An 11,444-nucleotide genomic window follows, 5' to 3' on the forward strand; every position below is an offset into this window, starting at 1 on the left:
CGCGTGGACTGATGTAGTGCATCAGTCCACGCGAGCTGCACCGCATTCATTTCGTCGTTCCGCGGGTGGGATCACGGCCGCGTCGACGGCCGGCCACCGCCGCGTGGTCGCCGTCAACGCATGAGCAGCGGATCCACGCAGTGTTCTTCGTCCGGCCTGCGCTGGTCGACGTTGCCGATCGTCTCCTCATATCCAGCGATGTGGTTGATCAGCGTCGGCACGTTCGGAAGCTCCAGCCTCACGTCGCGCCGTGCTTCCGTCAGCCGCTGGCGCAGCTTGTGCTCGCACCACTGGGCTGTGTACTCGTGCATCTCCGAACGGTAAGCCGTCGAGCTCGTTAACGCTGCTAGAACAGACCAGCACAGCAGGTCTCCGAGCACGTTGAAGAGGATGTGCTGCTCCTGCTCGGTGACGGCGCGGCGGGCGGTGAACGAGGCGGCCTCCTCGACGAGGTAGGTCACCTGCGGGGATGCGGGCAGGGCGTGGACGAGCTCACCGAAGCCCGCCGGATTGCGGTGGATCATCTTCCCGACGTATACGGTAATGGCCTCGGTCGCTCCTTCGAAGATCCGGAAGAGGCGGTAATCTCTGAAGAACGGACCGACGATGTTCGTGTCCAGGAAGCCTCGCGCTCCCAGCGTCTGCAAGCTGCGGTCCACGACCGTGAACATCTCTTCCGTTGCGACGATTTTCGCAACGAAGTACAGCAGTTCCGGCGGCTGCTCGCCCATGTCGAGCTGGGAAGTGATGTGGTCGAGCAGTGTCTCCACCGCCTGCGTCGCGGCCACCGCGTCGGTGAGGATCTGCTGGGTCCGGCCATTTTCCACCAGCAGGCCCGTGGCGACGGTGCGACGCGCGGCGTACCGCGCCGCTACCTCCAGTGATCGTTTCATCGCCCCGAGGCTGCCCGCAGCGAGAACGAGCCGCGCGAGCATGAATGCCGCGTTCGCGGCTTCGATCCCCTCGCCTTCAGTACCGAGCATCCACTCCGCAGGTACTCGCATGTCCTTGAAGGTCAGGATGTTCTGCGGCACGGCCTTCAGGCCCAAGGTCAGCAGCTCGGGGCCGGCGGTGAAGCCCGGGGTGGCGGTGTCGACGACGAAGCCGGTGTATCCCAGTTCCCTGCCCTGCTCGTCGCAGAGCCGGGTGAACACATTCAGGTACCTGGAAGCGGCCCCGAGGCTGATCCACCGCTTCGTGCCGTTGATCGTGTAACTGCCGTCCCAGTTCCTGGTCGCGTAGGTGGTCATGCCACGCAGGTTCGAACCCATACCCGGCTCGCTGGCCGCGCTCGTGGTCAGGCTCTTCCCCTGGGCGAGCAACGGGAGGACGTCCGCTTTGACCTGTTCAGAAGCGTGGTGCATGATCGGCGGGATGCCCACCGCGTTTTGCACAGCGGTCATGACGAACAGGTTGCAGTCGATCGCCCCGAGTTGTTCCATGATCCGGAAGGTGTCTCGGTAGTTTAATTCCAGCCCCTGGTACTGGCGTGGGACTTGAAGTCCCAGCAGTCCCGCACTGGCGAAATCGGGCACCACGCCGAGGTCGATGGATCGACGCTCGTCCATTCGTCGCGAATCTAGTCGTTCCCGTGCGTACCAACGCAGGAACTCTAGTATTTCGACGGCCTTGCTGGACAGCATTGCGTTTTCAACAGTGGGATTCCAAGATAGTTCTTCATTCGAGGCCCCATCGAAAGCGCGTTCGTTTAAGTCTGAAGTCACTGCTCCTCCAGTGGACTTGGTGCGACCTCGCCGGAAGGTGTACATGGGCGCACACATTACGTCAGAATATGTCCCGAGAGAACCGGCCCGTGGAAATGCCGCTCCCGGAGTTCGTCACGGGGCGGAGCCAATGGACGCGATTCTCCTGCCTGAGTCGAACCCAAGTAATAATTTAATGTTCGACGACTATAGAAAGCGGCGATTTGCGCCGGATAAGCCGTGCAGCGCTGCTCAGGTGGCGTGGTGCCGGCGGGTCACGTGCCGCTTGCTCGCCCTGCGCTAACCAGGGCAGGGCGGCCATCTTCAGAGCCTCGGGAGCGAAGTGCCGAACCAGCGGAACCCCAATGGTGTTGTGCACAATGGTCACAACCACTCGACCCGCGTCGATCGCAACGAACTGCGCCATCACTCGGAGTGCGTCCGCAGGCCGAACAGCCCGGCAGACGCGAAGCCCGGCACCAGGGAGGTCGAGAACGAACGGCGCTCGTCCACCCTCCGCGAATCGACGCCTCCCCGGCTGTACCTCCGCAGGAACTCCAGCATTCCCGACACGGCATCGTGGGGCGGTGCGCCCTTGTCGGTCGAGTCCATAGATCCCTCCTTTGAGGACCGCTCAGCACACGATCTTCAAGGCACCACGACGAGGGAGCCGACCAGGCTGGGGTTCGGTGCTCGTCGGTTTCCAGAAGTCGGGGCGCGAAAAATTCCCGGCAGGACGGATTCCACGCGGGTGAGTTGCGAAGTGTCTTACGGCGTAAAGGCGACTCCAAGGCCGACGACCGCTCGGCCCGTGAACGGCTGCCGGCAGCCGAGCCGGTACGACGGGGGGGACGATCCCCAGCGATCCCCAGCCAGCAGGCGGAAGCGCCGGCGGCGGCACCACATCGGACACCGGAGATCCGTCGACCTTGACGCGACCAGGCCGACAACCATCGAGGACGGGGCCCCGAAGCGGCAGGGCGGCGTTCATGCGCATCTCCGATCTGCGGTGACCCATTGCTTCCGTTTGACTACGAAAAGTAAGGATAAACTAGCCCTCCTTACTTCTTATGGGTACCACCTTTGAGGTGACAGGACACGTGTTCTAGGCAAATTCCGTTACATAGCGCAACATTCTGCCGTGCAGGCAAGCGAGCAATCAAGTCTAGGTGATTATCACCTCGAAGATCCGCCACCCAATCCGGCCGCGTTCGACCGCACGATCGGCGGGGCAACCTGCAGGTCGATGGAAATGTTCCACCTGCGGTACTTCGTGGCGGTTGCGGAGAATCTGTCCTTCTCCAAGGCCGCCCGGCAGCTGCACATGGCGACCTCGCCGCTGAGTCAGCGTTCGGGACCTGGAACACGACCTCGGCGCGGCGCTGTTCGATCAGGACTCGCACCACGTGCGGCTGACCGACGCCGGTGCGCCTCTGCTGCCGACCGCCAAGGACGTGCTCGGCCCGGCCTGCATTCGTCGATGCGGCTGCGGCTCAAGGCGTTCGAGGACAAGTGCGCCGCCGTGTGCGACATCAAGTGCTGGCCGAACGGCAGCAACGACCTGCTCGCGAACGTGCAGCATGGCGAACTCGCGATGACGCTGGCGCACCTGCCGGTGCACGCCGAGGGCATCAAGGTGTTCGAACTGGTGCGCGAGCCGCTCGGCGCGGTGCTGCAGCGGTGGAGTTCGGTTCCCGCAGCTCGGTCTCGCTCACCGAACTGGTCGACCACACCTACCTCAGCGCAGCGTCACTGATGCTGCCGACGTATTGCGGAGAGCTGCTGGCCCGGCTCGAAGCGGCCGGAATCCACCGGCGCATCACGCTCAACAACGGCGAACTACGGCAGCACCAGCGAATTGGTCTCGAATGGGGACGCATTCTCCATTTCGATACCGGAACCGGAAAGCGGAATGCACAAGCATCGCGTCGAGAACACTGTGGTGCTGCCTTTCGATGATTTCGACCCGAACCTCGCAACCGGGATGATCTGGCGCCGCAATCGCACCGCAAGCCAACCCGACCTGCAACGATTGATCGAACCGGCGAAATCGGCGTTGCACTGATTCCGTCCCCACAAATGGCGCGACTGCCAGCAGTGCCTTCACACAGGCAGTTCGGTGTTCCAGTCCAGCCATTCGGCCGGGTCGCCGTCGGGCGGCGCTTCGGCGTGGCGCTGCCCCAGTCGCTCGACCTCGTCAGGGCGTTCCGCGTGGTCGGGCGTCAGCGCGGTGCTCTGCTGCGCACTGCGGACGGTGTTGCGCTCGACCCTTCGCCTGCGCTGACGCTCGTAGGCGTCGAGACTGCCGTGGTCACGCAATGCTTTGGCCAGGACCACCGCATCCTCGAACGCCATCGAAGCGCCCTGGCCCGTCGCTGGCGACGCTGCGTGCGCCGCGTCGCCGATGAGCAGCATGCGGCCCTTGCGCCAGCGCGGCGTCGGCACCAGGTCGTGGGCATTCGTGGCGAGCACGTCATCGGTGGCCGCGACGATGTCCGCAGTCGGGGTTGCGTCCGGCCGCAGGACCGCAAGCAGCCGGTCGCGCATGGCGTCCGGGCCCTCCGTGCCGTCCAGCGGCGGCGCCGGCAACCTGCTGAACCAGAAGGTCCGGCCCTGCGGCGAGACCGCGTAGCCGAATGCGCTGCCGCTGCCCCGGACCATGTCGATGCGCCCCGGCTCGTGCGGTGGCTCGGCGCTGTCGGAGTAGCCGTAGAAGACCTGCTGGCCCACGTAGCGCTTCGGCACGGGGTCGATCAACGCGCGCACCGCGGAGTTCAGCCCGTCGGCGCCGATGAGCAGATCGCCCGCGACCGCCCGCCCATCGGCGAACCGCGCCGCAACCTGGTCGCCGTCGTGCTCCGCGGCGACGAAGCGCGCGCCGTACTCGACGGGGAGACCTCGGCGGTGGACCTCCGAGCGCAGCAGGTCGCACAGCTCGGCGCGGCGAACGCAGCGATAGCCATCGTCAAAAGCTGACGAACCCAACTCCGCCCCGTCGCTGCCGGTGAGGCGCAGCGACGTCAACGGGAAGCCCACTTCCGGGACGACATCGATCTGGCGCAGCGCCCACATCCCGTTGGCCGCCACCGTCAGGAACGCCCCGATGTCCGCCCCGCTGCACGGGTGCGCCTCGTGCACGCTCACCTCGATCCCGGCTTTGTCCAGCGCCAATGCGGCAGCCGTGCCTGCGATCCCGCTACCGATGATGACGACTCGCACGACGACTCCCCAGTTGTCGACCTGACCGAATGCACGACTGCGATCACCGTAGTCCAGATCGCCGACGACACCGCGCCAAGTCGAATTCTGATCGGGCGGCGGGCTCCCTTACCGAGACGCGGCAATCGGAGGAGTGGCGCGAGCTCGCGGCGGTCACGCAGGCATGACCATCACTTGATGCCTGCGGCGTCCATGCCCCGGATTTCCTTCTTGAGGTCGTGGATCTCGTCGCGCAGCCGCGCCGCCAGCTCGAACTGCAACTCGCGGGCCGCGTTCATCATCTGGTCGTTGAGCTGCTGGACCAGGTCCGCCAGCTCGGCGCGCGGCATCGACTTGATGTCGCGGTCCGCCAGCAGCCCGGCGCTGACCACGGCCTCCCCGGTCGGCTTCTTGCCGCGCGAGACGTTGCGGCCGGAACCGCCGACGGCCACCGACTCCTCGGTGTCCTCGGACTCGGAGTACACCCGGTCCAGGATGTCGGCGATCTTCTTGCGCAGCGGCTGCGGATCGATGCCGTGCTCTTCGTTGTAGGCCATCTGCTTGGCGCGGCGCCGGTTGGTCTCGTCGATGGCGTGCTGCATCGAGTCGGTGATCCGGTCCGCGTACATGTGCACCTGGCCGGACACGTTCCGGGCCGCGCGGCCGATCGTCTGCACCAGGCTGGTGCCGGAGCGCAGGAAGCCCTCCTTGTCGGCGTCCAGGATCGACACCAGGGAGACCTCCGGCAGGTCCAGGCCCTCCCGCAGCAGGTTGATGCCGATCAGCACGTCGTACTCCCCCAGGCGCAGCTGCCGCAGCAGCTCGACCCGCCGCAGGGTGTCGACCTCGGAGTGCAGGTACCGCACCCGGACGCCCAGTTCGAGCAGGTAGTCGGTGAGGTCCTCGGCCATCTTCTTGGTCAACGTGGTGACCAGCACCCGCTCGTCGCGGTCGGCGCGCTCCCGGATCTCGTGCACCAGGTCGTCGATCTGGCCCTCCGTGGGCTTGACGATCACCTCGGGGTCGATCAGCCCGGTCGGGCGGATCACCTGCTCGACGAACTCGCCGCCGGCCTGCGCCATCTCGTACGGCCCCGGCGTCGCCGACAGGTACACCGTCTGGCCGATCCGGTCGCTGAACTCCTCGAAGGTCAGCGGCCGGTTGTCCAGCGCGCTGGGCAGCCGGAAGCCGTGCTCGACCAGGGTCCGCTTGCGGGACGCGTCGCCCTCGTACATGCCGCCGATCTGCGGCACCGTGTAGTGCGACTCGTCGATGACCAGCAGGAAGTCGTCCGGGAAGTAGTCGATCAGCGTCGCCGGCGCCGAACCGGCCGGGCGGTCGTCGATGTGCCGGGAGTAGTTCTCGATGCCGGAGCAGAACCCGACCTGGCGCATCATCTCGATGTCGTACTGGGTGCGCATCCGCAGCCGCTGCGCCTCCAGCAGCTTGTTCTGCTTCTCCAGCTTGCCCAGCTGCTCCTCCAGCTCGGCCTCGATGCCGCGGATGGCCTTCTCCATCCGGTCCGGGCCGGCCACGTAGTGCGTCGCCGGGAAGATCCGCAGGTCGCGCACCTCACGCACGATCTCGCCGGTCAGCGGGTGCAGGTAGTGCAGCCGGTCGATCTCGTCGCCGAAGAACTCCACGCGCACCGCGAGCTCCTCGTAGGCCGGGATGATCTCCACGGTGTCGCCGCGCACCCGGAAGGTGCCGCGGGCGAAGGCGATGTCGTTGCGGGTGTACTGCACGTCCACCAACGCGCGCAGGAACACGTCCCGGTCGATCTCGCCGCCGATCTCCAGCGGGATGGACCGGTCCAGGTACGACTGCGGGGTGCCCAGGCCGTAGATGCAGGACACCGACGAGACGACCACGCAGTCGCGGCGGCTGAGCAGGTTCGACGTGGCGGAGTGGCGCAGCCGCTCGACGTCCTCGTTGATCGACGAGTCCTTCTCGATGTAGGTGTCGGTCTGGGGGACGTACGCCTCGGGTTGGTAGTAGTCGTAGTAGCTGACGAAGTACTCGACGGCGTTGTCCGGGAAGAAGCCGCGCAGCTCGTTGGCCATCTGGGCGGCCAGCGTCTTGTTCGGCTCCAGCACCAGGGTGGGCCGCTGGATGCGCTCGATCAGCCAGGCGGTGGTAGCCGACTTGCCGGTGCCGGTGGCGCCCAGCAGCACTACGTCCTTCTCGCCGGAGTTGATTCGCCGCTCCAGGTCCTCGATCGCCTGCGGCTGGTCGCCAGCCGGCTTGTAGTCGCTGACCATGCGGAACCGGCCATCGATCCGCGGGATGTCGCTGACCGGCCGGAACTCGGATTGGGCCAGGACGGGGTGCTCAGTCGCGAATGCCACGACAACCAATGTACGAGCCCGCCCCGACATCGTGCTCCGTCACGGGGTGCCCAAACGGCCACCAGGGCCGATAATGGGATACGTCACCCCAGTGCAGGAGGTGGTGTGATGTCGAGCAGCGCACCTATCGCTGGGCATCCGGATCTCACCGAGATGCGCCTGCGCTACGAGCGGGCCGCGGAAACTCCCACCGCTCAGGTGGCGGACGGCTTCACCGTGCTTGGTGGCCTGTTCGTCGCATTGTCGCCGTGGATCACCGGCTTTCACGCAGTGACGCCGTCGTTGATGGTGAACAACCTGGTCACCGGCCTGACCGCGACCGTTCTCGGGCTCTCGTTCGCGGCCGCCTACCACCGCACGCACGGCATCGCCTGGACCGTTCCGGTGCTGGGTGTGTGGACGATCGTGGCCGTGTTCGTGATGAGCGGAACCGCCGTCACGACCAGCAGCGTGCTGTGCAACGTGATCGGCGGTGCGGTCCTGATCCTCGCGGGTCTCGGCACGATGGCTCCGGCCTACGCCACCCGCGCGACGACCTGACCCCGACCGATCGGAGGTGAAGGATCACAAGTGGTGAAGGAATAGCGGGCGCGACGACCTTCGGACGTCGCGCCCGCCCGAATACAGTGGCAGGGTGACCACCCAGCGCGAGATCGCCGAACAGCTCGGCCTTCCCGTCCACCCGCCCAAGGTCGAGGTCTTCGACCTGGTCGCCAACACCAACACCGACCCCAAGGGCCACGTGCGCACCGTGACGCGCTACGAGCGCGCACCCTTCGGCCTGTACCTGGCCCGCCCGACCCCGGGGCACCCCCGCATCGCCGCACTCGAATCCTGGCTACTGCCGGAGCTCGGGTTGCGCGTGACCCGCTGGTACTGGCACCCCGAGCACAAAGGCGACACGGACTTCTACCTCGACGTGGCGGACATCGAGCCGGGCGAACAGCAGTGGCGGACGGTCGACCTCTACCTCGACATCGCGGTGCGGGAACGGCGCGCGGCGGAGCTGTTGGACGTCGACGAATTCGTGGTCGCAGTGCAGGCGGACCTGCTGGACGCGGAAACCGCGGAGCGCGCGATGCGGCGCGCGTGCAACGCCGTCGACGGGCTCGCCCGGCACCGGTACGACCTGCCGAAGTGGTTGCACGACAACGGGATCGAGCTGTCGTGGCGCGGGCAACCCGTCGAAGATCCCGCACCCGACCAGCGGAAGCTACCGCCATCTCGGTGACAGTCCGCGCACGCACCGAATCGATACTCGATGAGCTCCGAAAAGTTACGTCAAATAACGGTGCTGTCGATCTTCGGGGCCGGCTTTGCCATTACTGTCTGAAGTCGTGACCGCTGCGTTTTCTCCCCAATTGGTTGAAGTTATCGACGTCTTCAGCTCGCAGCGCAGGCGACCTTCCGGCAGCGTCGCGCAGTTGGAGGTCTGCCACGTCGAGCGCTGGGGACTCGCAGTGGAGTGCCCGACGCCGGAGGCCCCGGACCACGACGCCGAGATCACCTGGCTGCTGCCCGACCTCGGGCTGCGGCTGACCCGCTACCGCCCGCGCCGCAGGCATTCCCGCCCGGGGCCGAGCATGCTCACCGCGGTCCACATCGAGCGCGAGACCCGGTCGTGGACGACGACCGACCTGCTGCTCGGCCTGGAGGTCGGGGACCACGGCCGCGCGCGGATCACCCACGCCACCGAGTTCGCCGCAGCGGTGGGCGGCGGCGTGATCCGGCTCAGCGAGGCCGACTACGCGCTGCGCACGGTGCACCGCACGCTGGACGAGGTCACCCGCCACCGGGACATCAACCAATGGCTCGCCCACCGGGGCATCTTCCAGATCTGGTGACCAGGACCGGAGCCGGTCAGCACCCCTGAGCGCGTTCGGATGCGCTTTGGCACCCGAAACCACTCGCAGGCCCTGAGCTGCGGGGGCGAGCGCTACCAGGAAGTCGCGCAGTTGGTCGTGAACGCGGGTACCGATGTGAACATCCGCGACCGCAACGGCTCCTTAGCACGCCGAGAGCATGGCTACACCGAGATCGCCGAGGTCGTCCGCTCAGCATCCTGACAGTGAAGGGACGAGCCCCCGAAATGGCCCCACCATGCCGGGTGGAGGGTGCCTTCGAGCACGTCGCTCGGAGGCACCCTCCACCTTTTGCGGATCACGGGGTCCAGCCGGTGGTTTCGGCCCACTGCCAGGCCTTGGGGACGGCTTCGACGAGCCAGTGCTCCTTGGCGTCGGCGTATGCGCCGTGGTCTGCGTCGTTGGCGTGTTCTGCGGCGACCTTCCGCTTGAGTTCGAAGTACTCGTCGCGGGCCGCCCGGTCGGCGCGCAGCCAGGCCGGGAAGATCAGCGCGGTGCGCTGCCCCGGGGAGCCGTCGACACGCAGGTGCAAGTTCACGTAGCGGCCCGGATCGGCCGACTTGTGGTACCGCTTCTGCCAGAGCGCCGGGTCCGGCGCGAAGGTGTGCGGGTTGTCCCTGCGGATGTCCGGATGCACCAGGAAACCGGCCTCACCCAGCGGTTCGGCGAGCGCGTCAGCGTCGTCCATCGACCGCACCGTCAGCTGCAGGTCGATGACGTCCTTCGCGGGAAGGCCCGGCACCGAGGTGGAGCCGATGTGGTCGACCCGCACCGCCTTGTCGCCCGCCGCCCGCTCGATCCGGGCGATCAGCCGCCGCGCCTGCCGCGGCCAGTCCGGATCCGCATCGACCAGCTTCGGGGCCCGCTCCGGTGCAGGCCTCCGCAGCCGAACGTTCTCCTCGAACGGCACCAGCCGGTCCTGCCACAGCGCATCGACCTGAACGTTGATCTCCTCGACCGAATAGCTGTTGTCCAGCCAGACGTCCGCGACCTCGCGCCGCTGCTCATCGGTGGCCTGCGCGGCGATGCGGGCACGCGCGTCATCCTCCGCCAGACCGCGGTCGATCAGCCGCCGCACCCGGACCGGTTCCGGCGCACCGACGATGACCACCAGGTGGTAGTTCGCCGCGTAACCGGCCTCGACCAGCAGCGGAACATCGTGCACTACGACCGCGTCCGCGGGCGCCTGCGCGATCCGCTCGGCGGTCAGTTCGCGGATCTTGGGGTGCGTGATCGCGTTGAGGTCGGCGCGGGCGTCGCTGTCGGCGAAGACCTTCGCCGCCAACGCCGGCCGGTTCAGCGCGCCGTCGGAGTCCAGGATGTCGTCCCCGAACCGCTCGACGAGCTCGGTCAGCCCCGGGGTGCCCGGCTGCACGACCTCCCTGGCCAGCACGTCGGAATCGACGAGCACCGCGCCGCGCTCCACCAACCGCCGAGCGACCGTCGACTTCCCCGAACCGATCCCGCCGCTGAGTCCCATCAACAACACAGAACCCATCCTGCCAGCGAGACAGAACAACCCGGTGCACCCCTGGGAACAAAGTCCCCGCGCGCACTTTTCAACGCGATAGAGGCCGCTCAGGAACTCGATGTGCGACGGTGGTGCACCTGGCCTGGCGTCGGTGGCGCGAAGTGAACGGACCCTTCACGCCAATAGACGACACGAACAGTCCGTTCACCTCACCCACCCAACCCCGAACCCCAAGACCACCACCACACGAAGCGAACGGACCCTTCACGCCAATAGACGACACGAACAGTCCGTTCACCTCACCCACCCAACCCCGAACCCCAAGACCACCACCACACGAAGCGAACGGACCCTTCACGCCAATAGACGACACGAACAGATGCTCCTATAGATGTCAAGCGGCGGGTGCAAGGTCGTTTTGGGTGACTTGTGTGGTGGGACCCTTCACGCCAATAGACGACACGAACAGTCCGTTCACCTCACCCACCCAACCCCGAACCCCAAGACCACCACCACACGAAGCGAACGGACCCTTCACGCCAATAGACGACACGAACAGTCCGTTCACCTCACCCACCCAACCCCGAACCCCAAGACCACCACCACACGAAGCGAACGGACCCTTCACGCCAATAGACGACACGAACAGTCCGTTCACCTCACCCACCCAACCCCGAACCCCAAGACCACCACCACACGAAGCGAACGGACCCTTCACGCCAATAGACGACACGAACAGTCCGTTCACCTCACCCACCCAACCCCGAACCCCAAGACCACCACCACACGAAGCGAACGGACCCTTCACGCCAATAGACGACACGAACAGTCCGTTCACCTCACCCACCCAACCCCGAACCCC

At 66.3% G+C, this 11,444-nt stretch carries 12 protein-coding genes and 1 pseudogene; 7 read left to right on the forward strand and 6 right to left on the reverse strand.

Features of this window, described 5'->3' with window-relative positions:
• Nucleotides 1–113: 113 nt before the first annotated feature.
• Nucleotides 114–1,781, reverse strand: a complete 1,668-nt coding sequence (locus SSPN_RS0111150; protein ID WP_101376522.1) for an acyl-CoA dehydrogenase family protein — start codon at nucleotides 1,779–1,781, stop codon at nucleotides 114–116.
• Between the two features lie 348 nt (nucleotides 1,782–2,129).
• A complete protein-coding gene (locus tag SSPN_RS0111155) occupies nucleotides 2,130–2,315 on the reverse strand; it encodes a hypothetical protein (RefSeq protein ID WP_010694509.1) in 186 nt (61 codons plus the stop codon).
• Between the two features lie 640 nt (nucleotides 2,316–2,955).
• Between SSPN_RS0111155 and SSPN_RS61555 the strand changes: the two are divergent.
• The 3 genes and pseudogenes from SSPN_RS61555 to SSPN_RS61560 all read left to right on the forward strand — a co-directional run.
• Nucleotides 2,956–3,042: pseudogene (locus SSPN_RS61555) on the forward strand (LysR family transcriptional regulator); the annotation flags it as partial.
• Between the two features lie 141 nt (nucleotides 3,043–3,183).
• Nucleotides 3,184–3,459 carry a type 2 periplasmic-binding domain-containing protein gene (locus tag SSPN_RS59560; RefSeq protein WP_010694515.1) on the forward strand — a complete coding sequence of 92 codons (276 nt, stop codon included), beginning with the start codon at nucleotides 3,184–3,186 and terminating at the stop codon, nucleotides 3,457–3,459.
• A 183-nt stretch (nucleotides 3,460–3,642) separates the two neighbouring features.
• Nucleotides 3,643–3,768, forward strand: coding sequence for a hypothetical protein (locus SSPN_RS61560; RefSeq protein WP_272941736.1), 126 nt, complete (start codon nucleotides 3,643–3,645; stop codon nucleotides 3,766–3,768).
• Between the two features lie 38 nt (nucleotides 3,769–3,806).
• Here the strand turns inward: SSPN_RS61560 and SSPN_RS43400 are convergent, their stop codons facing one another.
• Together SSPN_RS43400 and uvrB are read right to left on the reverse strand one after the other, a co-directional pair.
• Nucleotides 3,807–4,922 carry an FAD-dependent monooxygenase gene (locus tag SSPN_RS43400; RefSeq protein ID WP_010694519.1) on the reverse strand — a complete coding sequence of 372 codons (1,116 nt, stop codon included), beginning with the start codon at nucleotides 4,920–4,922 and terminating at the stop codon, nucleotides 3,807–3,809.
• A 170-nt stretch (nucleotides 4,923–5,092) separates the two neighbouring features.
• Complete coding sequence (gene uvrB, locus SSPN_RS0111175) at nucleotides 5,093–7,249, reverse strand: excinuclease ABC subunit UvrB (protein ID WP_010694521.1); 2,157 nt, start codon at nucleotides 7,247–7,249, stop codon at nucleotides 5,093–5,095.
• A gap of 108 nt (nucleotides 7,250–7,357) precedes the next feature.
• On the opposite strand from uvrB, the gene SSPN_RS0111180 reads away from it, so the two are divergent.
• The 4 genes from SSPN_RS0111180 to SSPN_RS0111195 all read left to right on the forward strand — a co-directional run bounded on the left by SSPN_RS0111180 (nucleotide 7,358) and on the right by SSPN_RS0111195 (nucleotide 9,315).
• Nucleotides 7,358–7,789, forward strand: a complete 432-nt coding sequence (locus SSPN_RS0111180) for an SPW repeat protein (RefSeq protein WP_010694522.1) — start codon at nucleotides 7,358–7,360, stop codon at nucleotides 7,787–7,789.
• A 94-nt stretch (nucleotides 7,790–7,883) separates the two neighbouring features.
• The gene (locus tag SSPN_RS43405; RefSeq protein WP_010694523.1) at nucleotides 7,884–8,480 is read left to right on the forward strand and encodes a ribonuclease FAU-1 family protein; all 597 of its coding nucleotides are present in this window, start codon (nucleotides 7,884–7,886) and stop codon (nucleotides 8,478–8,480) included.
• Nucleotides 8,481–8,610: 130 nt separating this feature from the next.
• Complete coding sequence (locus SSPN_RS0111190) at nucleotides 8,611–9,093, forward strand: hypothetical protein (RefSeq protein WP_010694524.1); 483 nt, start codon at nucleotides 8,611–8,613, stop codon at nucleotides 9,091–9,093.
• 39 nt (nucleotides 9,094–9,132) lie between these two features.
• Nucleotides 9,133–9,315: a hypothetical protein gene (locus SSPN_RS0111195; RefSeq protein ID WP_010694525.1), complete on the forward strand. Its 183-nt coding sequence runs from the start codon at nucleotides 9,133–9,135 to the stop codon at nucleotides 9,313–9,315.
• 94 nt (nucleotides 9,316–9,409) lie between these two features.
• On the opposite strand, the gene coaE is transcribed toward SSPN_RS0111195, so the two are convergent.
• On the reverse strand, nucleotides 9,410–10,600 hold the full coding sequence (coaE, locus tag SSPN_RS0111200) for a dephospho-CoA kinase (protein ID WP_010694527.1): 1,191 nt from the start codon (nucleotides 10,598–10,600) through the stop codon (nucleotides 9,410–9,412).
• A 376-nt stretch (nucleotides 10,601–10,976) separates the two neighbouring features.
• The coding region (locus SSPN_RS54570; RefSeq protein WP_237710513.1) for a hypothetical protein at nucleotides 10,977–11,444 on the reverse strand (468 nt) is incomplete at its 5' end.

Origin of the sequence: Saccharopolyspora spinosa NRRL 18395 (genome assembly GCF_000194155.1) — a bacterium.
Lineage (GTDB): Bacteria > Actinomycetota > Actinomycetes > Mycobacteriales > Pseudonocardiaceae > Saccharopolyspora > Saccharopolyspora spinosa.